The 26,019-nt window shown below is 48.2% G+C and carries 21 protein-coding genes and 1 pseudogene; 10 read left to right on the top strand and 12 right to left on the bottom strand.

What is annotated here, in order from left to right; all coding sequences use genetic code 11:
- Window positions 1–220 precede the first annotated feature (220 nt).
- Both FAY32_RS05825 and FAY32_RS05820 read left to right on the top strand, forming a co-directional pair.
- Window positions 221–490, top strand: a complete 270-nt coding sequence (locus tag FAY32_RS05825) for a hypothetical protein (protein ID WP_143462513.1) — start codon at window positions 221–223, stop codon at window positions 488–490.
- 390 nt (window positions 491–880) lie between these two features.
- Window positions 881–1,531, top strand: a complete 651-nt coding sequence (locus FAY32_RS05820) for a TetR/AcrR family transcriptional regulator (RefSeq protein ID WP_143462512.1) — start codon at window positions 881–883, stop codon at window positions 1,529–1,531.
- Window positions 1,532–1,579: 48 nt separating this feature from the next.
- On the opposite strand, the gene FAY32_RS05815 is transcribed toward FAY32_RS05820, so the two are convergent.
- Window positions 1,580–3,805 (bottom strand): lectin-like domain-containing protein, encoded by a 2,226-nt coding sequence (locus tag FAY32_RS05815; protein ID WP_143462511.1) that lies wholly within the window; start codon window positions 3,803–3,805, stop codon window positions 1,580–1,582.
- Between the two features lie 551 nt (window positions 3,806–4,356).
- Window positions 4,357–5,568 carry an MFS transporter gene (locus FAY32_RS05810; RefSeq protein ID WP_143462510.1) on the bottom strand — a complete coding sequence of 404 codons (1,212 nt, stop codon included), beginning with the start codon at window positions 5,566–5,568 and terminating at the stop codon, window positions 4,357–4,359.
- A gap of 130 nt (window positions 5,569–5,698) precedes the next feature.
- Here FAY32_RS05810 and FAY32_RS05805 point away from each other — a divergent pair, with 130 nt between their 5' ends.
- Window positions 5,699–6,061: a winged helix-turn-helix transcriptional regulator gene (locus FAY32_RS05805; protein WP_143462509.1), complete on the top strand. Its 363-nt coding sequence runs from the start codon at window positions 5,699–5,701 to the stop codon at window positions 6,059–6,061.
- Window positions 6,062–6,694: 633 nt separating this feature from the next.
- Here FAY32_RS05805 and FAY32_RS05800 read toward each other — a convergent pair.
- Both FAY32_RS05800 and FAY32_RS05795 read right to left on the bottom strand, forming a co-directional pair.
- On the bottom strand, window positions 6,695–7,150 hold the full coding sequence (locus FAY32_RS05800; RefSeq protein WP_143462508.1) for an Rrf2 family transcriptional regulator: 456 nt from the start codon (window positions 7,148–7,150) through the stop codon (window positions 6,695–6,697).
- A gap of 39 nt (window positions 7,151–7,189) precedes the next feature.
- The gene (locus tag FAY32_RS05795) at window positions 7,190–8,053 is read right to left on the bottom strand and encodes an SDR family oxidoreductase (RefSeq protein WP_143462507.1); all 864 of its coding nucleotides are present in this window, start codon (window positions 8,051–8,053) and stop codon (window positions 7,190–7,192) included.
- Between the two features lie 171 nt (window positions 8,054–8,224).
- Between FAY32_RS05795 and FAY32_RS05790 the strand changes: the two genes are divergently transcribed.
- On the top strand, window positions 8,225–8,989 hold the full coding sequence (locus FAY32_RS05790; protein ID WP_143462506.1) for a glucose 1-dehydrogenase: 765 nt from the start codon (window positions 8,225–8,227) through the stop codon (window positions 8,987–8,989).
- A 200-nt stretch (window positions 8,990–9,189) separates the two neighbouring features.
- Here FAY32_RS05790 and FAY32_RS05785 read toward each other — a convergent pair whose 3' ends face one another.
- From FAY32_RS05785 to FAY32_RS05765, 5 genes are all read right to left on the bottom strand, one after another.
- Window positions 9,190–10,158, bottom strand: a complete 969-nt coding sequence (locus tag FAY32_RS05785) for a phosphoglycerate dehydrogenase (protein WP_143462505.1) — start codon at window positions 10,156–10,158, stop codon at window positions 9,190–9,192.
- A 219-nt stretch (window positions 10,159–10,377) separates the two neighbouring features.
- Complete coding sequence (locus FAY32_RS14875) at window positions 10,378–10,515, bottom strand: hypothetical protein (RefSeq protein WP_225428296.1); 138 nt, start codon at window positions 10,513–10,515, stop codon at window positions 10,378–10,380.
- A gap of 129 nt (window positions 10,516–10,644) precedes the next feature.
- Window positions 10,645–11,595 (bottom strand): phosphoglycerate dehydrogenase, encoded by a 951-nt coding sequence (locus FAY32_RS05775; RefSeq protein WP_143462504.1) that lies wholly within the window; start codon window positions 11,593–11,595, stop codon window positions 10,645–10,647.
- Window positions 11,596–11,617: 22 nt separating this feature from the next.
- The gene (locus FAY32_RS05770; RefSeq protein WP_143462503.1) at window positions 11,618–12,397 is read right to left on the bottom strand and encodes a glucose 1-dehydrogenase; all 780 of its coding nucleotides are present in this window, start codon (window positions 12,395–12,397) and stop codon (window positions 11,618–11,620) included.
- Between the two features lie 203 nt (window positions 12,398–12,600).
- Complete coding sequence (locus FAY32_RS05765) at window positions 12,601–13,350, bottom strand: sugar phosphate isomerase (protein WP_143462502.1); 750 nt, start codon at window positions 13,348–13,350, stop codon at window positions 12,601–12,603.
- 220 nt (window positions 13,351–13,570) lie between these two features.
- Here FAY32_RS05765 and FAY32_RS05760 point away from each other — a divergent pair, with 220 nt between their 5' ends.
- The 3 genes from FAY32_RS05760 (at window position 13,571) to FAY32_RS05750 (ending at window position 17,213) form a co-directional block, all read left to right on the top strand.
- Window positions 13,571–14,851, top strand: coding sequence for a gluconate:proton symporter (locus FAY32_RS05760; protein ID WP_143462501.1), 1,281 nt, complete (start codon window positions 13,571–13,573; stop codon window positions 14,849–14,851).
- 205 nt (window positions 14,852–15,056) lie between these two features.
- Window positions 15,057–16,073 (top strand): lactonase family protein, encoded by a 1,017-nt coding sequence (locus tag FAY32_RS05755; RefSeq protein WP_143462500.1) that lies wholly within the window; start codon window positions 15,057–15,059, stop codon window positions 16,071–16,073.
- A 111-nt stretch (window positions 16,074–16,184) separates the two neighbouring features.
- Window positions 16,185–17,213 (top strand): LacI family DNA-binding transcriptional regulator, encoded by a 1,029-nt coding sequence (locus tag FAY32_RS05750; RefSeq protein WP_225428295.1) that lies wholly within the window; start codon window positions 16,185–16,187, stop codon window positions 17,211–17,213.
- Window positions 17,214–17,499: 286 nt separating this feature from the next.
- On the opposite strand, the pseudogene FAY32_RS05745 reads toward FAY32_RS05750, so the two are convergent.
- Window positions 17,500–18,165 (bottom strand): annotated as a pseudogene (locus FAY32_RS05745) (SDR family oxidoreductase).
- A gap of 182 nt (window positions 18,166–18,347) precedes the next feature.
- Here FAY32_RS05745 and FAY32_RS05740 point away from each other — a divergent pair.
- Window positions 18,348–19,553, top strand: a complete 1,206-nt coding sequence (locus tag FAY32_RS05740; RefSeq protein ID WP_143462575.1) for an RNA-guided endonuclease TnpB family protein — start codon at window positions 18,348–18,350, stop codon at window positions 19,551–19,553.
- A gap of 315 nt (window positions 19,554–19,868) precedes the next feature.
- On the top strand, window positions 19,869–20,612 hold the full coding sequence (locus FAY32_RS05735; protein ID WP_143462499.1) for a sulfite exporter TauE/SafE family protein: 744 nt from the start codon (window positions 19,869–19,871) through the stop codon (window positions 20,610–20,612).
- A 209-nt stretch (window positions 20,613–20,821) separates the two neighbouring features.
- On the opposite strand, the gene FAY32_RS05730 is transcribed toward FAY32_RS05735, so the two are convergent.
- Window positions 20,822–23,107, bottom strand: coding sequence for a collagen-binding domain-containing protein (locus FAY32_RS05730; protein ID WP_143462498.1), 2,286 nt, complete (start codon window positions 23,105–23,107; stop codon window positions 20,822–20,824).
- 329 nt (window positions 23,108–23,436) lie between these two features.
- Between FAY32_RS05730 and arfA the strand changes: the two genes are divergently transcribed.
- Entirely contained in the window at window positions 23,437–24,939 is a 1,503-nt protein-coding gene (arfA, locus tag FAY32_RS05725; RefSeq protein ID WP_143462497.1) for an arabinosylfuranosidase ArfA, read from the top strand.
- A 429-nt stretch (window positions 24,940–25,368) separates the two neighbouring features.
- Here the strand turns inward: arfA and FAY32_RS05720 are convergent, their stop codons facing one another.
- The gene (locus tag FAY32_RS05720; protein ID WP_143462496.1) at window positions 25,369–26,001 is read right to left on the bottom strand and encodes a zinc metalloprotease; all 633 of its coding nucleotides are present in this window, start codon (window positions 25,999–26,001) and stop codon (window positions 25,369–25,371) included.
- Between the last annotated feature and the right edge of the window lie 18 nt (window positions 26,002–26,019).

Genomic DNA, 26,019 nt, shown 5'->3' with positions numbered 1-26,019 from the left:
GCGCTGGTAAGCATTTTCGAATTTACAACCTTTAAACATTCACAATAATCCCCCGAAAACACCAGTCGTTTACTGGTCATTCGGGGGATTTTTTTCGGCCAAAATTTGCAGCAAAAAAATTTAAAAAAGGGGTTGCCCTTTTTCCATTTGGTGGTAAACTAAAGGTGTTCTTAAGGGCGAGTAAGTACTCGCTCGAAGAAATGGAAAGGGGATTTTAATCATGTTTACCACTACTTTTTGGATTCTAGCGATTTGGTTGGTCGTTAACGGTGTTTGGACTTGTGTTGCTACCGACAATCGAGAGTTGCTGAAATGGTTTGCTTGGATTAACGTGGTTGCAATCATCGTTGGGTTCTGGGTATTCTACGGTGCAGCCGCTGTCGCTGCCCTGAGCGTTTGGTTTACCGTCGTTAACTGGGTCAATGTGGTATTGGCTATCGTCCAGTTCTACCTCGTATACCGTCAAGCAGGCGCCGTTCACCATGCCTAACGATAATCCCACCTCTATTAAAAAGCGGTGATGTCCCGGACACAGACATCACCGCTTTTTGGTCTGGTAATCATTCCCGTCACTGGTAAAATGAGGATATGTACCAATACACTTATACCAGAATTTAACTGATAACGCTTCGGATAGAGCCACCGTGTAAGCCGAGAGGTCGCCGGATATGGGCTCAGGCGCGTCGTTCTACTTAGTCAGTGGGTGGTTTCCCCGCTGGCTTAGTAGAAAACCAATCTCGAAGACTCGGTACTTGCGAGGCTCAAGTTGTGTTCGCACCATTTTCCAGCCCATATCTGGTGTCCGGTAAAGCAACATCCCCACTAGGTTACCGAGAAATAGCTCAAACAATATGATATTTTACAGAAGGTGGTTTTGATCATGGCTAAGAAGAATATTCTGGACGAATTTCCCGCCATCGTCCAGGCGAATAAGGAATTAACGCAGAAACAAAAAGACGTGCTGATTGCCAGCATCCGCCTGTTTGCCGAACAGGGGTATGCCAACACCAGCACGCATCAAATTGCCGTGGCCGCCCATCAATCTGAGGGCACCATGTTTAAACATTTTAAGTCCAAAGCCAATATCTTACGTACGGCTTTGGAACCTTTGATCAAACAGATCATCCCGGATGTTGAAGCCGAATTTAAACAAGATACCTTGAATCACCCGACGGAGAGTCTCCACGAATTTCTGGACTACTTTGTCCGTAATCGCATGGCCTTTGCCGCCGAGAATCAAGACGCCATCAAGGTCTTCTTCAGCGAATTGCTATACAACGAGAGCCTACGCCAAGAGTTCATTGAAACTGCCCGCGAAGAACTCATCGCCGCATTTAAGGACACTGTTGCCGATCTCCAACACCGTCACCTGATGATCGATTGGCCGTTTACGGAAATCTTCCGCTACATCATTGCCGTCATCGTGGGATACGTCATCGACCGGTACGTCCTGTTCCCTAACCGCGACTGGGATGACGACGTCGAGGCGGGGTATTTAGTTACCGAACTAGAAAAAGTTTTACAGCCCTAGTCATTGCGAGTCCAGCAGTCAGCTGACTCGCTTTTTTTCTGTAAAGATTCACGGTGCGTCCGTCAAATGCCAACGAATCTCGCCCTCATAGTTTCCCGCGACCGCATGCCCACTGACCACTATCAGCGGCCCAGACATGTTGGTCCAGCTTTTGGAGATATCGGTGACCTCATTAGCGGCTCTGGTCTGATGCGTCATAACGGTCGTTGGCGCGCTATCAATTTCATATGAGGTATCCTCATGAACGTAGATGAGCTTCCCCGCTAAACGCCGCCCCGTTTTGTCCTGAAAGGCCTTGTCCATACTGACCTGTAGTTGCCATTTATGACCGGCTCCCCGATTATCCTGAACACTCAGTTGCCAGCCCGGACTGGGGTCACGTTGCACGATACTTTCACGTCCCGTCAGCGTTAACGGTACAAAGCCGCAATCCGTTGGAACCGTTGCAAAGGCTAACTTGCTGGCCGTCTTGGAAATTGGAATTTTCAGCGTATTTGAGGTCCGATTCTGCTGATCACTGACGCGGACCGTCACTTCATTTTCGCCTGCTCTTAGCAATCGCGGCGGCACAACCATACCAAATTCTCCTAAATCATGGGTGGTGGTCCACCCCAGCTTCAACTCTTGTGGCTGATAGGACTTGCCATTTACAGCTACCTCGAACCGGCAATTATCTCGGTCGACCGCTTCAATCGGCAGCTTGCCATTCGTCAGTTGCCCTTTGACCACCACGTCATCATCAGCCGTCGTCAACAGTTGGTCGCTGAGACGCGTTAATTTCAGCTCCAGCAATTTATCCACTTTAAAGGTCGGCGTGGGCACGGAAACGTAGTAGTTACGCCCATAGAACAGAGTCGGTGGCGTTCTGATCGTAGTCACTTGATTGCTACCGGAGAAGGTGGCCTCACGTTCAGTTGTCAGTTGCCGGTTCTGCCCCTGATGCGCTAATGCCTGAACGTGACGATCCCCAGTTATCCCAGTATCCGAATGGTCGCGCACGTTAAAAAGAGTTGTTTCCCCGTTCTTAATCGTAATGCCCGTCACAACTGCCGGCCGCGGCAGTCCTGATTCAACGGTTACGGCATTGGAAAGCTGATGATTGCCAGTCAGGACACCCGTATTGAAAAAATCAATTTGGGAACTGAACCGCACCACGTCCTGGGCCGTCAACTGTGCCACGAGGTCGCCCTCCGTAATCTCGCGCGCGTGTTCACCGATTAATTCCACCTTAGAATTGACGCGTATCTGCGGCCAGCGAGGATCTTGGTCCACAATGACCATTTGATTGTCCTGCGACGTACTCGCGCTGGTAATCCCCCAATTAACCCGCGTTGCCCCATCTTCCTGTAGCGCATCCGTCACCCCTGATTGGGCTTTCTGCGCACTTTCCGTCTTGGCGGCTGGGGTTAAAAATTTCGTTTCAATCGTCACTTTATCGGTAATCTCTGGCTTAATTGGTAAATTGGTTGCCACATCCCGATCATGATACGCATAGGTCATCTGCTTAGTCGCCGGTTTCCAACTCATGGTCACGTGTCGCCAGTGGCCATCAGCTGGACTGTTTTTCATGTATCTCAGTTGCTGGTGCTGTAACGCTGGCCGCGCTCTTCCCTGCTTATATATCAGCTTGTAGCTTTCTGTTTTTCCTGGATAGCCGCTCGCAATGTGGGGGCCCAATCTGGCCTGATAATCCAAAAAATCATTAATATTGGTCCCTTCACTACTATTCACGTGCGTATCAAACTCTAGTGCCCAGCTATTACTGAGTCCACGCAGAGCAACCGTTTCAGAACTCACGTGCACACCACTCTCTGGTGCGCTACCCCAAGCGCCGATGGATTGACCGGAAAAGGTCTTGGCGATCGGCACTATTTTCTGGTTCGCATTCTGGAGGACAAAGGCCAGCCCCTCACTTGACTTGTCTCCCTGATTGCCAAAGTACAGCCAAAATCCCCACAACGCATCTTGGGTTAAATCAACCTGATTTGACCCGACCGAATCATTTCCGTTTGCCTTAGACCATAGTGCACTGACTTGCGTGCCGGGACGCACCCCACTGGTCAGTTGCGCGATTGATTGTGCCACTCGGGGCCCGTCTTGACGACTTGCTGAAGAGTTCATGACTTGATCCACCTCATAGAGATCCGTCAGTGGGATACCATTCGGCGCCGTCCGCAAAGCCGTTGTTAACCCATCGTCTTCCATGGCTGCTGCCCGGCACTCCCCACCAATCAGTACCACCAAACAGACGACCAGCGTCCAAATCCACTTCATTCCACGCCCCCATTTTTCCAATCGACATTGCATTATACAGTGATCAGCCACTTTTACCAGCAAATAAGCAGAAATCGCGTCATTGCCACTCTAAATTCACAGTGAAAGCGGCACGCCCACCTTGTGTAATCAGGTGTGTGCCTACGTTTGACGCTACTTCTAAAATCGAAGCCTAGCCGTTAAAAAATGACTTTAGCTGGCCCCCCGGTCTCGCTGCATTCTGATTTTATCCCAGCCACGTTGATATTCTGACTGGCTAACACCGCAGCTTCCGATCCGCTCAGCAACCCCTCTTTTGCAGTGATTACTTCTTTCAATAAATTTCTCAATAGACTTTCCACGACCAAATTATACAGAGATATTTCCACAAGGCTAGTGAAAGTTGCTGATTATAATTATTTAAATAATAAAATACTTATAAAAACACTTTCCTAATATTCGCAAAAAGCGGTGAGAAGGTCGCCCTCTCACCGCTAAAGCCACTCTTTATAAGTGGAATTATTTTAAAATAGTGCTCATTAACAACTATTTTCTAGAATAACTACATCCAACTAGTCGTGATTAAATTTACGAATCAATCGCCGGGCTGGCCGAGCCAACTGGATCAGCCCCCAGGTCAGGACAAGACTAACGGCAACCATGGCTGCCCCAAAGACCGGCGTCATGCCCAATCCGAATTGACTCGTGACTTGACCACCAATGCCAGATCCCATGGCAATCCCCACGTTGAATGCCGAGATATTCAATGCCGATGCCATCGTGATGTCATTGGGCGTCTCCTTTTCCGCCAACTGCACAATGTACAGTTGCAGGCCCGGTACGTTCATAAAGGCGAAGAACCCCATGACCAGTACCGTTAACAGACCCAGCCATTGGCTATTTGCCGTAAACGTCAACACCAGTAACGTGGCAAAGAGCCCCATAAACATTTTTAATAAGGCAGCTAACGGCTTGGCATTTGCCAACCGGCCCCCCACAGTGTTACCCGCTGCCACCATCAAACCATAAACAACCAGAATGATGACGACGGCACTCGCGGACCACCCCATTTTTTGTTCCAGTAAGGGAGACAGGTAGGTATAAACGACAAACGTTCCCCCGTATCCTAAAGCCGTTACCAATAAAGCCAGCAACAATTGTGGATTTCGTAAAACACGGATGATTCCCATGGCCGTGGCCTTGCTAGGAAGTGGTAAATTGCGTGGAACCAAAATATAGTCCGCAACCAACCCAACGACACCAATCAGACTAATGAAGATAAAAGATAAACGCCAACCGCCCAGCTGACCGATCAGGGTTCCCAGCGGTACACCGGTCACAGTAGCCACCGTCAGTCCCGTAAACATCACGGCAATGGCCGACGCCCGTTTAGATGGCGCCACCACGTCCGCTGCAATAACACTCGCCACGGTCATAAAGATGCCGTGGGCCAATGCGGCAATGACCCGACCTGCGAGTAGGATAATAAATGTTGGTGCCGCCGCTGCGACCACATTCCCCGTAATAAATAGCAACATGATTACGATCATCAACGTGTGGCGATTGATCTGCCCGGTCAATAGTGTCATCAATGGCGCACCCACCATAATTCCCATGGCATAAACCGACACCGTCAAGCCGGCCTGGGCCATGCTGACGTGAAAGCTCTGAATCAGCAACGGAATCAGGCCGACGCTAATGAATTCCGTGGAGCCGATGGCAAAGGCACTAACGGCCAGTGCGAGTAATGTAAACGTTGGTGAAATAGATTTTGATTTTGTCATAATGACCTCCTCGTTCTTTCGTTTGCTAACGTGATAAGTAATGATTATACTGGTTAGGAACTTAAGAACAAGAAGCCACTTTAAAGTGCGCTACCCACCAAAAGGTAATAATTAGACAGGAGACGGTTTGATGCCTACAAAAACTTATCATATTGGCGTTGAGGCCACGATGGAAATCATTGGCGGCAAGTGGAAATCCATTATTCTTTGCCACTTACGCCACCACGCCATGCGGACCGGTGAATTGGCCCGTGCCATCCCGCAAATTTCGCAAAAGATGCTGACACAACAGCTGCGCGAATTGGAAGCCGCTAACATCGTGTCTCGCCACGTCTACAAACAAGTTCCCCCACGTGTCGATTACGCCTTAACGGACTATGGTGAGTCCTTGTCTGGCATTCTCCACGAGCTCTGTGTCTGGGGTGAAGATAATATCGACCGCCGTCAAGCCGCGGGAGAACCCATCACGCTCATGAGCAGAGATGACGTTTAAGTTTCCAACAACCAGTAGTGGTAAACATCTGCGCCATTAAATTAGGCTAAATTGGGCGCACTACGGCTGCCAGGGATTCCACCTGCTGTGAGGACGCTTCAGCCTGGAAGAACACCAGTCTTCTCGCTCGCTTTGAAGCCACGAAAACCACGTGTCTCCAAAGTCGCCAGGGTTGTAAGCTGGCTAAAAACACCAGCTAACAACCCCTTCACGGCCGGCTCCATCCCTGGCCTCCTCCGGCGCTGATGGTGTTTAGTCAAGACAACGGCTGTAGACCACTGCTACCTAGCGTTTTTGGATTCGACACGACCGTTATGGTTATTCTTAGAGTTGTCTGAGCGCAAAATGTAAGCCGAGAGGTCGGCAGATATGGGCTCAGGCGCGTCGTTCGCACCGATTCAGCCCATATCTGCCGGCCGGTAAGGCGACTTAACCTCCATGTTGCCCAGTTTTAGTCCCATTGTTGCCAGTGTTGTTAGCACCGGCATGACACCAGTGCTTGAAAACTTCAAACCTTAAAAACAACGCCAAAAGTGGACCGAGAGCATATCCTCCCGGTCCACTTTTGGCTAGACTGATTTACTAATTAAAGATTGAAAGCACCAAACAGTGAAGCCGTCACCATGTGCTTTTCTACCGCGAGCTATCTTCTTCAGCGGCACGCTTCTCATGTTCCCGCGTCCAAATCGTCTTGATAAGACTAGCTAGCGTAATGCGGGCCATTTTAGCTTCTGCAGCCTGTTGAACTTCATCATAGGCCGTCCGCAACGTTTCTTGAATATTTCTGCCCACAATACATTGCAGATTGGTCTTGTCGTCTACGTGCAATAGGCGACCATCTTCTTCGACCGCTTGGTACACATCCAATAAAGAAATTGCTGCAGGATCACGCGTTAGTCGTGGCTGTGCCGTTCCCTGCTGGGTCGTTAGCAACCCCGCTCGCCGCAACGCTACCATCAACCGTCGAACTAAGGCAGGATTCGACTCGACACTGGCCGCAATCGCCGTACTGGACAGATTACCGTCATGATAAATATCTATATAAGCCAACACATGAACTGCGTCACTTAAACGGTGCGAATAGCGCACATCAATTCCCCCTTATACTTACCAAAACAGTATACCTAATTAAGCGTTGGGTGCAAGTTTCGCCGCCAAAAAGTCTGGTAACGACTGCGCGGGCCGATCCATGATTTTGCGGAAATCATCCGTCACAGTGGCCAAAAGTCCTTGTGCACCACCGGCATACATTGAGGCTAACATGTGGCCCTCGTTGCCCTGATTGTACATTTCACCGAATTGCTTTAGCGTGACCGGGGCGTAGCCAATCGGTTGCCCAGACACGTCACTTAATACGCGTGCTAACGCTGGCATCGTGTAGGAACGTTCTTGCGTCAACGTATAGATCGGTTGCGTCCAAAGACTTGGTGTAACGGCTACCTGCGCAAACGCCGCCGCACTTTCTGCCAAGCTGATAAAGCTCAGTGAAGCATCCCCCAATGGATAGATCACATTCTTGCGTTCGATTAATTCAGGCAGATAAGGGACCAGTGGATCGGCGTACAGCGCATTCCGTAAAATCGTATAGGAAAGGTCCGTGGCGGCCAAACGTCGCGGAACGTACCCGTAAAATGCAGACAGGTCAAACGGATTGTTGGCCTGATCGGCAATAAACCCCATCACAATCAAATGGCCGACTGCCGCCTTTTCAGCCGCACCAATGACATTTTCAAACTCCGTCACCCGACTAAAGCTATCGTGACTCTTACTGGGCACGTAAATGGCCACATCCGCAGCCTGCAAGACCGTCACAATACTAGTCTGATCACGATAGTCCAGAGGTCGCACCTGCATCCCCTGCTGCTGAAATGCCGCTGCTTTAGCTGGTGTATGGACACCTAACGTGATGGCCTGTGGGCTGACGCGTTGTCCCAATTGCTTAACGATTTGTTGGCCCAGATGGCCTGTGGCGCCAGTGACTACAATTTTCATATTAAAAACTCCTTTACGATCTAATGTTACTCTATATGTTACAACTGATTCGCCAAATGTCAAAGAATGTGGTCTGGCTGCCAGCATATTAAGCGCTTTCCTTTAGGAGAAAGATTATAATAGACGGTAGAAACATTACCCAAAAACATGTTTTGATAAGGAGTGAGTAACGTGGTTCAACAATTACCAGGTAAAGTTGCAATCATTACGGGTGCCGGTTCTGGCATGGGCCGTTCTATGGCCGAACTGTTTGCCAAGGAAGGTGCCCAAGTCGTTGCCGCAGACATTAATGCCGACCGGTTAAACGAAGTCGTCGCTGCCATTAAAGATGCCGGCGGCCAAGCCGTTGCAAGTATCACCAACGTCACCAAGGAAGCTGATGTTGTCGCTATGGTGCAAACCGCTGTCGATAATTTCGGCCACCTCGATATTTTAGTCAACAATGCTGGCATCATGGATAACATGGCCCCCGTGGGTACTTTGACCAACGAGTTATGGGATAAAGTCATGACCGTCAACACCACCAGTGTGATGTTGGCCACGCGAGAAGCTTTGAAACTCTTCACGAAACAAAAGTCAGGCGTCATCTTGAATATTGCTTCCGTTGGTGGTCTAGGTGGCGGTCGTGCCGGTGCCGCCTACACGGCCTCTAAGCATGCGGTCGTTGGTCTGACGAAAAACACAGCTTACATGTACGAAAACGCTGGTATTCGCACCAACGCCATCGCTCCCGGTGGCATTAAGACCAATATCACGGAGTCCATGACTGGCGTTGACCAGCAGGGAATGGAACGCCAGAGTGTGGGTATGCCACTATCGCCAGCACCCGGGACTGGCGATGAGATCGCCCAAACCGCACTCTTCCTGTGTTCCGACGCTGCCAGTTACGTTAACGGGACAATTGTTCCGGTCGACGGCGGGTGGACGAGTTACTAGTCCAGCGATGGCGGCGGTTTAGCCGCAGGTGGCAGCTATGAGACCATTTAAGAAGTAGCAATCACTGTCAGCTGGGGTTCAATCCATGATTTCCATCTTTCAACTCTATAATCAAGAAAAAGTGCTTAAAAGTCGTTACCACTTAGCCTTCCCTTCGAGACATCAGGAGAACGGGCCAAGTCGTAACGACTTTTTTGTGATCATTTCAGTTTGTTACTTTGTCTAGGCTTGGCTGGCCGATTAACTGGCCATTGTGGCTGGTCACCTGCCAGTACCCGCACGACTTCGCTAGCGGCATCCCGGGCCATCCGCGAACGCGCTTCGAATGTATTCGACGCAATGTGGGGTGTCAGTAAGACGTTATCCAGCTGATAGAGCTCACTCGTCATGGGAAGCGGCTCTTCGTCATACACATCTAGAGCAGCTTGACTGAGCTCACCGGATTTTAGTGCCGCAATCAGCGCAGGAGTATCGATGAGGACCCCCCGTCCCAAATTGATTAGGACGGCGCTCTTCTTCATAAGGGCTAGCGACCGGGCATCAATTCCGCGTTTATTTTCCGGCGTCACCGCCATATGTAACGTGACAATGTCGGCCGCCCGCAAGAGCGTTTCGCGGTCAACCAGCGTCCCAACATCAGTCTGCTGGGCAGTAGGATCGTAAATTAATACGGTCATTCCTAAGACACTAGCCTTCTGGGCAACCAGCCGCCCGATGCGCCCATAGCCCATAATGCCCAACCGCTTACCACTCAAATCAAAACCCATGTGATTGCTGCGATAAGCAAAGTTGCCACGGCGCATCTGGATTGACGCGCGGGTCACGTTTTTAGACACATCGAGAATCTCTGCTAACGTGGTTTCAGCAACCGTCGAAGCGTTGGCATTGGGCGTATTTGTCACCCACACGCCCCTTCTTGCCAGCGCCAACGGATCAACATTATCGATTCCCACACCATGACGAGCAATAATTTTTAAGTTGGGAAGCCGGGCAGCCACGGCCGTATCAAACGGATCAGTTAACAAAATTAAGGCGTCGGCTTGCGGTACCTGAACCGCAATATCGGTTGCCTTCAAACTCGTTAATTCAACTGTTTTTAAGCCGTGCGCCGTTAAATAATCCTTACCAGCCTGCGCCAAGCTTTGGGGAATTCCCACAACGCCATTCATGTAATCGCCTCCATTGTTTTTACCTTAAGCCTACCGCAGACCAGTTGGACCGGCAATTGTCACGCAGACAAAATGTAGAACCGCAAATAGGGCAGCTGCACTGACAGCTGTCCCATTTATGTCGGATTAGGCATCACGCCGTTTAACACGAGCTGTTGCTGACTGGAACGTCGTTGTTTGAAGCCCAAGTTAAGCAGCGTCGCGCCTATCCAATAGTGATCAGTACTGATTAAGTTGACTGATCTTTGTCAGCAGCTCATCAAAGCCAAGTTGGGCACGCGTTTTCCCGGTCGCGTCCGTTGCCACAAATGACTGTGCTTCCAACTGATTAAAATCGTCGACCAGATATTTGGCCATGAGGAAGACTGTCAACCGTTCTTTGAGCTGCGCCTCATAGTCGGACCGATTCGCGGAAATGAACCGTCTGTAAGGCTTGGTAAGCAAATGTATCCGGATCAATTTTGGTCTCTACCGTTGCCATGCTGATCAGTCCTTTGCCGGGTGATTCACTGGCCATTGTGGTTGATCACCGTTTAAGACCCGTACTACTTCACTGGCCGCATCCACTGCCATTCTGGACATGCATTCCTGCGTGTTGGAAGCAATGTGGGGGGTTAATAAGACGTTGTTCAGCGTATAAAATTCACTTGACAGTGGGAGCGGTTCCTCGTCAAAGACATCTAAGGCCGCCCCACCAATTTCACCAGTTTTGAGTGCCGTCAGTAGTGCCGGTTGATCGACCAAAGCTCCCCGTCCCAGATTGATCAAAACGGCTTGCTTCTTCATCGCTGCAAATTCTTTTTGCCCAATACCGTTGGTGTTTTCCGGTGTTACTGCCATGTGTAGTGTTATCACATCCGCCGCTTTAAATAGAGTCTCCCGATCAACGAGACGACCAATATCGGTCTGTTTAACAAATGGATCATAGATGAGAATATCCATGCCAAGACCGCTGACCTTCTGGGCCACCATCCGGCCAATGCGGCCAAAGCCCATGATTCCCAATTTCTTTCCGCTTAGGTCAAATCCCATGTGTTGGCCTTTGTAGTCAAAATCACCCTGGCGCATGTGCGTCGAGATGGCGGTTAGGTTCTTGGACAAATCCAGGATTTCCGCCAAGGTCGTTTCAGCAACTGTTGACGCATTGGCATTGGGCGTAATCGTTACCCAAACACCGGCTTGTGCCATCGTGGCTGGGTCAACGTTATCGTACCCCACACCGTGGCGTGCGACGACTTTTAAATTGGGCATTTTTTTAGCCGTGGCCGCGCTGAATGGGTCCATCATTAGTACAATACCCGCCGCAGCAGGTGCTTGAGCTAAAATGTTTTCTTCACGCAAATCGGCTAACTCTATCGTTGCTAACCCGTGATTTTTCAGGTAATCTTTACCAGCCTGTGAAAGGCCCTTAGGAATGACAACTGTTTGATTCATCATTATTTTCCTCCACTTCGCTAATTTAACGTAATAAGTAACCACCATCGACCGGAATTGTGATCCCAGTCACATAATTCGACGCCGCACTAGCTAGAAAAACGACCGTCCCCATCAACTCTGCTGGATTGGCCCAATGACCGGCCGGAATGTGCGCTAAAATTTCCGTATTACGTTCCTGATCATGCTGTAAGGCCTTCGTCATCGGTGTATCAATATATCCTGGTGCAATGGCGTTCACTTGAATATTTTCCGGTGCCAACGCGTCCGCATAAGCCTTCGTCAGGCCAACAACACCGTGCTTGCTAGCCGTATAAGGGAAAATAAACTTCCCAGCACGGAAGGACTGCATCGACCCAATATTGATGATTTTGCCGCCACCCTGTTTCGCCATCTCTTGCGCAACGACATGCGACAAAAAGTAAACCGCGTTCAAGTTGATTTCAATCACTTTCCGCCAATTTTCATCCTTAAAATCTTGCCAGTTTTCTCGCAACTGGATTCCCGCGTTGTTGACCAGGATATCGATATGGTTAAAGGCGGCTAGAGCGGCCTTTACAATCTGTTGTGGTGCTTCTGGCGCGGTGACATCCATCTTCAGAAAAGCGACCTGACCTTCATTCGCTTCCGCAAAGGCCTTCGTCTCGTCCCAGCCTCGTTCGTCGTAACTAACAATGAAGACAGCCGCACCAGACCGCAGCATGGCCTTGGTATAATAAGAACCTAAGCCAGACGCACCGCCCGTGATAACGGCGACCTTGCCATCCAAGCGAAATTTAGTGGTATCAAAATCTAAGTTTTCCATATTAAAATCTCCTTCTTTACTTACTAACTAAAGTTGAAAGTTCCAAAGTACGGCCCATACCTGTTCTAGCAACAATAGTGAGACTAAAACTAGGCAACTTGGTGGTACCTTCACCTTACCGGCCGGCAGATATGGGTAAAAATGGCATGAATACCCAACAAAATTAGGATGAGGTCTGAATTTCATCTTTCACCCTTTAGTCACTAATCGCCTGACGTGAACAGTGTGGTCATATCCCGTTGAAGATCAGCGGCATTGGTTGGATATTCTAGTGCGACAGGAATTGTCGTACTGAACTTAGCGAGTAACGTTTGCCAATCCAGCGCTCCCTGAGTAAAGGACACCGTGGTGGGCGTCGTGTTCTGCAAAACATAGCTTTTAAGGTGAACAAAACGCGTATCCTTCACCAGCTTAGCCGTTGTCGTTAGTGCATCTTGATCCGTAAAGATCCAATTCCCCAAATCATTGACGAATCCCACACGGCGGTCGTACTGATCAAATAAATCGAAGAACGCCATGAGCTTAGCAACGTCACTGTTGGCACTGGTTTGGTCATTTTCGATGTTCAGCTCCATACCGTTAGGCAACAGAGCTAGCAATTCTGGAATTTGAGTTGCAGAGGTGGTCTGTTCAAAATCACCCAATGTCATTTTAAGATAGCTTGCCCCCAAGAGTTGGGCCTCGCTAATGTACTGTAATAGGTGCTGATTTAAGCGGTGATCAACAAAGAGATTGTCTGGCACGGAATAGAAGTAAATCAGCCGATTAGCCAGTCGTAATTGATTCAACCGGTGAAGCTCACTCACGCCTTGCGCATTATATTCGCGACGGAGCTCAATGTTGCGAATCCCCGTTGTTAGCAAGTCTGTGACCAACTTCAATTGGGACTGGCCTTGTTGCTGCTGTTGCTGTGAAACCAATGTATTTAACACTAAGCGATTACGATCAAACATCCGATCACTCCTTCAAAAAATGGCTTTTCAACGTTACCCCCGTTGGGTAAACGTTTTCCCAACGCATATACTATTACAAATCCTGATAATGTCAATAGCGATGGCGATTTAATATTTTTGTTTGACATTGAGCAAATTCCATGGTTTAATATAAGCGTTTTCAAAAGGTAAACGTTTTCCTAAACTTTATTTTATAAAACTTGAAACGAGGCGTTAGCTCATGGCCAACACAATTATCGGAATTCTACTTATTCTCACCTTTATTGGTTTTATCGCTTTTGTCATGCGGGGCGGCAACATCATGCTTGGCTTCCTAGTGATGGCAATTCTTTGGACCGTCATTGGTGGCATCCCCTATAAGGTCGCCATCAACGACATTTTTTCGCAGCCAGCTCTAGATTACGGGTCCACAATCATGGTCATCGTCTTTGGTTCCTGGTTTGGTCGCGTTTTAGTTGACACTGGCATTGCCGGTGAGATCAGTGAACAGACCGTTAAGATTAGTTATAAACGGCCCATTTTAGCCACTATCTTGATTTGCTTTGTGACTTCATTTATTTTTACCAGTTCCTATGGTGTTGGTGCGGTGATTGCTATCGCTGTCATCTTGCTCCCCATTCTACAATCCTTGGGCCTCTCTAAAAATGTTGCCGTGGTTGCATTTGTCATGTCAATTGGTGCACCCATGTATGTCAACATCGTCATTATTAAGCAATTGCAGTTATTCTTCCCTAAAGTTGTCTACGGTCCAAAATACTTAGTTTATGGCTTCAGCGCAATGGCCGTTCAAATGTTAGTCGTCGTTTTATTAGTTTTGCTGCATGCCAAATCGATTCACAAGAACGAGCAAGCACCCAATCAAGCGGCAACTCCTGAGGTTGACCGCCCCACAATTCCTAAAGTTGCTTACATTCTCCCTATTTTTCCAGTCTTTATGAACTTAGCCTTCAAATGGCAACCGATTCCCGCCCTCATGATCTCGATTTTTCTCGTTCTCCTCGTCACTGGGCACCTTAAGAGTTATACGGGGGCACTCGCCATCATTAACGATACCATCCAAAAGGCGGTCTCCGATATTTCTGGTCTGATTGTCATGTTGCTATTTTTAACTATGTTTAGTGCCGCAGCCGTTAAAAATACGGCCCGGTTCAGCACGCTCTTGCAAGCCATCGTTCCCCACAGTCCCATGGTACTAGCCATTGTCTTTGGCATCTTAGCACCGCTTGCCTTGTTTCGGGGGCCACTAATGGTCTGGGGTGCCGGTTCAGCAACGGCAGCCGTGCTTGCGGCAACTGGTTTCTTCAACCAGTATTTCGCTTTCGCGGCCATCCTTGTTCCCGGCGTCTCCATTGCGATTTCTACTTGTATCACACAGTCCTGGAACCTCTGGGTCGTTGAACACGTCAAGTTGAATGTGAAAAAGTTCTTAATAACTGGGGTACCCTACGGCTGGCTTGCCAGCATCATTAATCTGCTAATAGCCGCCGTCATGTTTAATTAATTTATACCTGATTTCTAGGTAGCCGTGCGTCCATCAAATTTAACGACTTGTAAGTCAGCGGGTTCATCAACGTTACTTCTATTACTAGACGGCCACTATCCGTAAAATCATAGCATGATAGCTATTTTTTCAACTTATAGCTTTTAGTTAATCATTCCTCAAATAATCATCAGCTCACCCTATACGTCAGAAAGAAGTTGTTCACATGAAAATTATCGTTAGCACTTATACTCAAGGCATCTACCAGACCGACTTAACGACGGGCAAGTTTGCAGCGGCAACCTTACTTGCAAACACCTCTCAGCCGACTTATTTTAACTATTCCCAGGATGGCGTTCTCTTTGCCGCTAATCAATCCGGAAAATCTGGGGGCATTTCGACCTTCAAGCTCACGCAAGATCAGTTGCTTCCCTGTCAGGACTACCTCTCATTCAGCCCCGCCCCCGTCCACCTCACCGTGGATAATGCCCATCATTTTCTTTTCGCTAGTAACTATCAAGGCGGATTCACCACAATCTATGCGTTTACGGCCGCCGGTTCCCTTCAACAAACGGACACCTTCGTTAACGTGGGCCAGGGACCACTACCACAACAAAACACTTCTCACGTCCACTTTACCTGCTTGACGCCAGATGGCCACTTATTGGTATTAGATCTGGGTACGGACTGCCTCTTCACCTTTGCAGTCAGTGCTAACGGACACCTGCAACGACTAATGGCAACATACCACTTTCGACCCGGATTTGGTCCCCGCCATCTCCGCTTTGATCCGGCCGGCCACTGTATCTATGTGCTAGGTGAATTGGCTAGTGCCGTTGCCGTTCTGAATTACGATTCGGCTACCGGAACCTTTCAGCAGACCCAGCTAGTCGCGACCCTTCCCGTTGATTGGACCGGGCAAAATGGTGGTGGTGCCATTCACCTCGCTCACAATGGTCACTACCTCTACGTCTCCAACCGAGGACACAACTCCCTCACCGTTTATCGAATTGACGGATTCCCACAGCATCGCCAACTCACGACCATTCAGCACGTCGCTAGTCGGGGAGACTTCCCACGTGATTTTTGTCTGAGTCCTAACGACGACTACCTAGTCGTCGCGAACCAGAAATCAAGTCGCCTCACAGCCTTTCAAATTGATGCAACTACTGGTCAACTGTCAGCCACCCCAGAATCGCTGGGGGTTCCCGAGCCCGTATGCATCAAGTTCATTTCTAACTAGTCCCACCAGACGCTGGCCATTCTGTTTCTTAGAAGCCGGCGCCTTTTTAGGTACGACAGACCGAGACAGCACCCGACGCCAATCTAAGGTATAATTGGTGGAAGACTCAAAATGAGAGAAAGTGAAGTCATGAAAAATAAACCAACCACCATCAAGGACGTGGCTAAGATTGCCGGCGTCTCCATTGCAACCGTCTCCCGTTACCTCAATGGGCACTATGGTAAAATGTCGGCCACCACTCGTCAGACCATCGAACGGGTCATTCGCGAAAATAATTATCACGTCAATACGCAGGCCAAGTCTTTGATTCAAAAACGGACTTTTATCATCGGCATGGTCGTGGCAGATATTGAAAACATCTTTTCGTCGATTCTTTTCAAGGGTGCTGATACCATTCTCGAAAACGAAAATTACCAAATTCTCCTAACGAATTCGGATAACTCACTAGAACGCGAGCGCACCGAAATTGAACGCCTATTGGGCTTACAAGTCGATGGTATTATCTTGCAGCCCATGAGCCAAAGTGCCGCAGACTACCAATTTCTTAAAGACAGTAATACCCCCACTATCATTGTCGACCGTAAGATTCAACCCCAAGTGTGGACTGAAGTGACCACGGATAACTACGCCTACTCCAAGATGATCAGCGAGTACATTTCACGCTTGGGTTACCAACGCTTGGCAGTTGTCAGTGAAGCTATCGATGGCAACTCAGCCCGTTATGAACGGTATCAGGCCGTTAAAGAAACGTGTCAAAAAAAGTCCCTCGACTTAAAATTAATCACCGTTGATAAGCAAACCACTAACGCGCAAATCTACGCGGAAATTATGCGTGCCAGTGACGACCTAGACGTAAAAACCGCTTTCTACGTGCTCAAGGGAACCCTGTTAATGCAGGTTGTTCGGACCTTGTCACAATATCACATCACGTACCCCGATCAGGTTGGTCTGGCTGCCTTTGACGATTGGGACTGGTCGACCTTGGTACAGCCCCAAATTACCACTATTCAGCAAAACCCCCAAGAGCTAGGGAAAAGGGCCGCCAAAGCCCTATTGGCCCTGCTTGCCGATACAAGCTTACCCAGCGATTCCTTAACCGTTCCCAGTGATTTTCAAGTGAAACAATCCTTAGTGAACTAGGGGGAATGATTGCCTTAAGCCCACCTGGAAAAAAGTTGACCCGATCAGGCGCGAGGATAAAGTCAGAAATTTAAAAATTGAAATCCAAGATATATCGTAAATAGCCAGTAAAGCCGGGAATTTTGTCCGCTTTACTGGCTATTCTTACGTCTGAGTGGCGATTCTTTAAATGACGGTTTAGTTTCATTTCCCGCTACCTTTTTAATGCGCATCGGTGTACGCATTTTATCTTCACGATCTTAAAACCACACAACTTATCAACCGTTGCAATCACCAGATTGGGCGTCTACTTAGTACCCAGATCAACACCGCCGTCAACGTGCAGGACCTGGCCCGTAACGAACGCATTTTGCATCAAAAAGAGATAAGCCGATGCAACCTCTTCCGTCGTCGCCACTCGGTTCAGGGGCACGCCCTGCGCAAAGGTGGTAGCTTGCTTGGCAAGCTGCGCAGGGGTCAGTTGCCGCCACAAGCCCGTTGGCGTCCAAGTTGGTGCTACCGCATTGACCCGTAACGTCGGTGCCATTTCGACAGCCAATCCGGTAACCATGGTATTGATGGCTTGATTGCCAACTATGGCCCCAGATGCATCGTATGGGTGACCACCGGCGCCAGAGGTAAAGATCAATGAGCCATGCGCATTTAGATGCGTCGCAGCAAGTTTGGCCAACTGAAGATTCTCAAAAAACTTGTCCTCGATTGCCTGGCAAATCGCCGCCACCGAATTATCCAGAAAACCGCCACCCATTGCACCGCCGAGAAACGATAGAATGTGGTCAAACGAACCGGTTTGCGTAAAAAAAGCGGTCAGTTCTTGTGTATCTTCTGCATCCAACGCCGTACCAACGACCATTGATCCCGGGGTCTTCAATTGCGTAACTGCCCGCGCAACACGTGCCTGGTTGTGGCCAATGACGTGTACATCAGCACCACTTGCTAAAACTCATGCCACGACTGTCTGACCAAATCCGAAAGTCCCACCTACAATTAAGACTCGTTTATATAACTTCAGCAGAAAACCTTTGATTTTAATCAAAGGATGAATGCGAAAGCTTAATCATTTCTGAAACATACGTTCCCCTATCGATGATTAAAATGTGCTATACTGAATCCAATCTTCAGGGGAGGTACATGATGACAACATTAGGTCGAACAGCAAAACTCAGACTCTATCCTAGCGAGATTCAAGCCATTCAACTCTCAGATGAAAGCCAAGAGTATCAGCGATTAGCCAACGTTGTTAGTGAATGGGTCTTTAACCATGGGTTTCCAATGAACTGTTTAAAAATCAATCATGCCCTGTATCAAAAGCTCCGGCAAGAATCTCCTTTGAACAGTCAATTGATCCAGTCAGTCTTCCGGACCGTTGTCGCGCGTTACAAGACCGTCTTAGAGCAGATGAGACAACATCCTTTCCGTTACCAAGATGAGACTAAGAAATGGATTCAAACTCCCAAGGACCTGACCTGGTTGTTCAAGCCTATCCATTTTTCGCGGCCCCAAGCAGATTTGGTCCGCCAAAGCAATTATTCTTTTGTCAACGGACTGACCAAAATTTCACTCACGACCTTGGGTAAAAGAACCAAGATGAGCTTTACCAGCAAAGGCTTCGAACAATACTTTCAGAACGGCTGGAAGATGGGAACGGCTAAACTGATTCATGCTCGAGGCAAGTGGTACTTACACATTGGGGTTACGAAAGAAGTCGCTGATTTTGAATCAACCAAGGCACCTAAAGTCGTCGGTATTGACCGGGGATTGCGTTTCCTAGCAACAATCCATGACCATCTTGGGAAGACGCTGTTTTTCGATGGTAAGAAAATCTTACGCAAACGCAAAAAATTTCAAGATACGCGACGACAGTTACAAAGTAAAGGGACCAAATCTGCTAAGAAAAAACTGAAGCAATTGGCACAACGAGAGAACCGCTGGATGACTGATGTGAATCATCGGTTAGCTAAGACACTCGTTAGTATCTATGGCTCACGTACGCTCTTTGTTTTAGAAGATTTAACTAATGTGACGTTCAACACGGACGATCTGTCTAAGGCTTTACGTAACAGCCACCGTTCTTGGTCCTTTTTCCAACTTGAATCTTTTCTAAGCTATAAGGCAGCAGCGGTTCAAAGTAAAGTTTTGAATGTCAGTCCAGTCTTCACCTCTCAGCGTTGTCCGCAGTGTGGCTTGATTAAGAAAGCTAATCGGCATCATGAGGTTCATGAGTATCACTGTTGCCGATGCCAATATCGCTCCAACGATGACCGGCTAGGGGCCATGAACATTAGGCTGTTAGGTGAAGAATGGTTGCGTGGGGTCAAGCGTCCCCAAATTAAAAAATAACAGCTACCGGGTAAACCTAGTAGCTAAACGGGTACCTGTCAATTACCCGATGATGTTGCCACTACGAGTAGGAGTCCCAAGTGGGATGTTGGACTACTGTGTCGCCAGACACGTGAGCGACAAGCCTCCGAATTCATTCGGAGGTCATTGACGCTCTAATCCCATCATTCATACCTCCTAATCATCTTTAACGTCCATCATACAACAAGTTTCAATCACCAATAAATATCTCACCAAACCAGGAAAAATTGACGGTCCATACTAGAAACAGTACACTAGTCAACATGATTAGACGTTAAGGAGACGACAGTATTTATGGAATGGTTAGCTTTACTTATTACCGGATTTTTAGTTGGCATCTTGGTTATTTCAACGGGAGGGGGCGGTGCCGCAATTTACCTCGGTCTATTGACCGCCGTGTTCAACCTGGCCCCAGCCGTGGCAGCCGCAACGTCGTTAGTCACGGCCTTCCCCTCATTGCTCGTGGGCGCATATGGTCACTATCGAACGGGACAAATTCACTTTAAAGTTGGTAACCAGATGTTATTGGCAGCAGTACCCGCAACCATTGTCGGGGCCCTGCTTGCCCCCTACATTCCGACAACCATCTACACGTGGCTAGTCGCCATTATTTTAACCACCCTGGGAGTTCAGATTCTTTACAAACGTTTCTTTGTCCACCAAAATAAGCCCGCTCGGCACCAAAGTGTCCAAGCTGTTCTATACGGAATTATTAGCGGAATTATGGTAGGGGTCGCCGGTTTGAGTGGCGGTGGTCCCATCATTGCTGGTCTCCTAGTCCTCGGTCTGGATATGATTCCCGCTGCCGCCACCTCCTCCTACGTTTTAGTCGGTAACACATTTGTTGGCCTACTCTTTCACTTGTCAGCGCACAATATCGATTGGTCGATTGGCCTGAGTCTCATGATTGGCGCCATGATCGGTGCATTTTGCGCGCCACGTCTACTGGCCCACATTGATCCGGAAAAATTAAATATCTACGTCAAACCCTTCATGGGAATTTTACTCATGGTCATGGGGCTCAAAATGATTCTGTAAACTATTTTTAAAGCACGTAGACCGAGGCCGATTAGTTACATGGATTAGCCCTTGGTTGCCTGCTGACCCACCTCTCGGCCATATATATGATACGCAATATGGGTAGCTTTTGCCCCAGGCCCATTTATACATAAAGTCCAGGAAACTGTTCGCGTTTAATGCGTAACAGTTTCCTGGACTTTGTTTATGAATTTAACTATCTACGTGACTTAATCTTGGCGCTTCTTTCGGTAGACAAACGTCCCCCCGAGGCCACCAGCTAATAACAAGCCGAGTGCTTGTAGCCAACCTACATGTGCTTCGCCGGTCTGTGGCAGACCAGCAGATAAGCCCATGTCCTTCAACAGTTGTGCACGAATCGCTTCAAGCTTAGCCACTAGTGCCACATTATGTTCAGCTTGCGCCTTGGCAATGGCCGTATCGATTCTGCTCAAAAGTGCTTCGCCATCCGCGTTAGCATCAACGGAATCAGCCGCTTGTTCAGCTTCGAAGTCGACAACTTCATCTTCCAACTCTGACAAGAGTTCCTCTTCGTCCGGGCTTTCGTGTCCATAATCGACATCCGGTTCTTCCGTATTCGGTTCCTCGACGTTGGGTTCTTCTGTAGTCGGTTCTTCAACGTCGGGCTTATCAGTATCTGGCTCCTCAACATCGGGTTCCTCAGTACTTGGCAATTCGACATCGGGTTTGTCGATGTTGGGCTTGTCAGGGGCTTCGGGTTCCTCAACGTTTGGTTTGTCGATATTCGGCTTATCTGGCGCTTCGGGTTCCTCAACGTTTGGCTTGTCGATATTCGGCTTGTCCGGCGCTTCGGGTTCTTCAATGTTTGGCAACTCAACGCTTGGCAATTCCGTGTTTGGCAGATCGAATTCATCTTCCTCATCGACATTCTCGTCTTCGTCCTCTTCGTTGTCCTTGTTATCTTGCAAGTCCCAACGGTGAGTTTCAGCGTTAACGACAACCTTGTCCGCGATAATGTTCCCATCAATATTCGCGTTCGCAATCACCTCAGCAGAAGGTGCTAGAATGCTACCTTGGAATGGCCGGTCAATGTGAACCGTGCCGCCGTATTGCTTATCGCTAGCCGTACTGTCATAAAAGTTCCACAGCAAATGGTTATCACCGAAGTCTTCGGTTTCCTGATTATTACGTTCGCTACCATCGCTGTAGATAATCTTGATCTGTGACTTTACGTGGTAATCTTCTTGACCACCCGTATCCACGTTGATGATGACGGTATCACCATCAGCATCTGGTGACAGTCCAGAAATGGTCAGTGGCGTATCCCCCGCCAACACATCCGGTGACAGGTTGATGACGATGTGGCCGTTAGCGTCTGGCGTCATCTCGCTCACATCAATGACCCGGTTGTTGCGGTCGTCAAAATCAGCATCGCTATAACTGGCATTGCTATTAATCGTCGTTAACTGTTCGTTAAGGGCCTTCAGTTTTGCAAATTCGGCATCGAAATCAATATACGTCTGCCCATTCTGGTCTTGGTACACTTCGGATGCCAACAAGTGATCAATATCGACACCATTCACTTTCGGCCGGTTCGGATTACTGAGGTCAATTTCGTTACCTTCACCGAAAATAACTTTGTTTTCCCGCGTGTCCCCAGCCGAAACGAAGGAACTATTCGCGATGTTCACGATGTTCTGTATGTAAGAAATATCCTTGTCCAGGAGTTCCTCAACGATATTCGTCCCAAAGTTAACGTTCCCGGTCAGATTCTGAACGGCTAAGTTCCCATTGGTATGCGCATTCAGCTCAGCATCCCGCGCAAAGATATGAAAGACCGAGGAGACTCCCAAAATGTTGTTCAGGTCTGGAAAATCATCGTAGACGCTGCCGCCGGCTTGAATACCAGTCTCGGCATACGGTTCGATTGCTGTCGTTGTCGTCGACGTGTCTTCAAGATCCTTAAAAATATCCTTGGCTGGTTGGTCCGTCGTTGCGGTATCAGTATCCGTCGTTGGTGTCGTCACAGTTGGTGTTTGTGGTGTCGTCACCGCTGGCTTCTCTGTCGTTGGCGCCATGGCTGCAAACCGGGCTAACTTTTGCCGCGACTGTAGCTTGGCTTTTGCCACATCATGATTCTCATTCTGCTGCGACTCATCATTGGTCGTTGTCGAATCAGTCGTGCTCGTCTGATTGGCGGCATCCTGCCCAGTCGTCACGTCCGCATTCGTCGCTTGCGTTGCTGGTTGGTCCACCTTGTTTTCCTTTACGGATTCAGCAGAACTGCTGGTTGTGTCATCACTACTAGACTGACTAGCCATTCCACTCAGACTTTCTGAATGGCTCTCCTGTGACTCACCACTGCTAGCTGATGACCCACTGACCGACGTGACAGTTGCATGACTACTGCTGCTATCAGCGGTATCGGCGTGAGCTGTGACCGTGGCGCCACCCAGTGCCAGCACAATAGCACAGGCGAAGACCCATTTGCGGCCATCCTTATACATCTTAAAATGTGTGCGTTTCGTTTCCATATTGAATCAATCCCTACCTTTCCTACTAATTAAAATTCCCCCTCTCCATTCTCGTACTACTAATAGAAACAATCAATATCAACAACGAAATTATTTCAAAAACAAACTACTTATGCCATGATGTTTTATCGCTTGTAACAAGTTACACAATCGTGGTAAAAATTATAAATAGCCGTTGAGATCTTCAATTCTCACGACGTTATCCCTCAGTTATATTATAAGTATGCTAAGTGGTTATAATATTGTAAGCGCTGACAAAAACGTTAAGGTTGGCATTACTCGGCGGCAATGACGATAGCCACTTAAAAAACACATTTGGAGGTCATCACATGAAAGGTTCAACGAAGATTCAGCCCCAAGACGTGGTTGCGCCCATCGACCGACGACTTTACGGCTCATTTATCGAACAACTTGGCCGAGCAGTCTACACCGGTGTCTACCAACCCGGTCATCCTGCTGCCGATGAAGAAGGGTTTCGAACTGACGTGATCGAAGCTGTTAAGGAACTTAACGTGCCACTAATTCGCTACCCCGGCGGCAATTTTCTGTCCCAATACCGGTGGGAAGACGGCATTGGACCTAAGGATCAACGCCCAGTTCGGCTAGACTTGGCTTGGCGTGAACTCGAAACCAACCAGTTTGGCCTCCATGAATTCATGCACTGGGCAGATAAGGTCAACGCTGTGCCCAACATGGCCGTTAACCTCGGGACCCGGGGTATTCAGGAAGCCGCCGATCTCGTGGAATACTGTAACTTCCCTAAGGGCACCTACCTCAGTGATCTGCGCCGCAAGAACGGTGCCGAAGACCCATTTGCCATTAAGACCTGGTGTCTGGGTAATGAAATGGATGGTCCGTGGGAAATCGGTGCCAAAACCGCTACGGAATACGCACACCTCGCCAACGAAACGGCTAAGGCCATGCGTCGAGTCGATGATTCCCTCGAACTTGTGGCCTGTGGGAGTTCTTCCATGGACAACCCGACGTTCGGTGAATGGGAAGAAACCGTCCTAGACGAATGTTATGACAACGTAGATTACCTGTCACTGCACCGCTACTACGGTTACTACAACGATGATGACCCGACTGAACTCGACAATTTCTTAGGTAAAAACCTCGACCTGGATGCCTTTATCAAGGGCGTTGTTGCCATGTGTGATGCCGTTAAGGCCCGCAAGCGCTCTACTAAGACCATCAACCTGTCCTTTGACGAATGGAACGTCTGGTACCACTCCAACGACGCCGACACCAAGGTCACCCCTTGGCAAGTTGGCCCCCATTTGCTGGAAGATGTCTACAACTTTGAAGATGCCCTCTTGGTTGGTAGCCTGTTGATGACGCTGCTACGCAATGCCGACCGGGTTAAGATTGCCTGCTTGGCTCAACTCGTCAACGTCATCGCACCAATCATGACGGACACAGATGGCGGCGTTTGGAAGCAGTCCATCTTCTACCCCTTCATGCAAGTCGCTAACCACGGCCAAGGTGAAGTCCTAGTCGACCACAGCCAGTCTGCCACCTACAACTCACGTGAATTCAAGGACATTCCTTACCTCGACACAGTGTCCACTTATGACGCCGCCAGTCAAACGTTGACGGTCTTCGCTGAGAATAAGCACCAGACGGATACGCTAGACTTCGACATCGACCTGACCGACTTTACGGTCGACCACTTGATTGAAGCCACCCAGTTCTACGGCTACGACGTTAAGGCCGACAACCGTGACGGCAAGATGCAGCTCCAAGCCTTGCCAGTCAATGCTCAGGACCACGCCGCTACAGTGACCCTTCAGCCGCTGTCATGGAATATGCTCCGGTTTAAGGTGAAATAACTAGTCGTATCTACATTCATAAATTAGTTAGCAAAAAAGGCCCGGCAAAATGTCGGACCTTTTTTAATGGTGCTATTGCTGTTATCGGCGCCAACAGACCACCTGTATACACGGAAACACTTTAACTCACGATACAAAATTCCAAAACCAATGGGATTACATTGCATGCAGGTTTCTGACCTTTGAATTTCAGTTGCGGTGGGCAAATGAGCACGAAACATTGGAGAACGTTGCAGATTTCTTTGTAAATTAACATCATCTGCAACTCGGTAATAGGAAATTAGTTGCGTCGAACGTTAGCTATGAAGACACATACTCTCAGCTTCTTAACTCACTCGGGCCTTACCTGATGGAAAGGACGATAAGTGATAACCGTAGACCACAACAAATTTCATAAGTTTACTCTGAATGAACTGAAAATAATGTAGTTTATTTAGGTTCAATAATGTAATTTTTAAATGGATAACCTTTATAGGCCTTAGCCAAATGCTTCTTGTCTGTTTTGGAGATTTGGCTATTTCGATTATTTTTACTCATAACTCCACTTTTTTGGTATGTGAGTCCCATTGCATAGCCAATTTCTCTAGTGGCTACATTTACAATTTGTTTGTCAGAGTATTGGTCACTGTTTAATTTTTCTAGGTTTAAGTAGACTGATGACTTTGAAATAAGTTCTCGACTAGCCTTTTTATTAACAATATTTGTCCATGTATAAGAGTCAACTGAGGTTGCTCCAGTAAGATTGGGTTCTAAAAATATCCCTTTCCATTGATTATTGAATTCATCGACGGTCGTTAAATGGATATCTGCTTTCTTGTTTGTTTTAGCTGAACGAAGACGAACGATTTTCGTGTTGTTCCAGTTCTTAATTGCCTTTCCCCAAATGCTTTTATAATGTCTTGATGAGCTCTTAATTTTATAGGAAATTGTCTTCTGCGTATAATTTGCCCAATAGCCCTTATTAGATGCATTCGCAGTAACACTACCGGCACATAGCAAACTTACGCCGATACCAATCATCGTAATGAACTTTATTGATTCCTTAGCTTTATTTGATAACACGATAATAGTCTCCTCGTA

Source organism: Levilactobacillus enshiensis (assembly GCF_007115095.1).
GTDB lineage: Bacteria > Bacillota > Bacilli > Lactobacillales > Lactobacillaceae > Levilactobacillus > Levilactobacillus enshiensis.
Note: the sequence above shows the minus strand (reverse complement) of the source record. Positions and strands in the feature narration are given on the sequence as shown.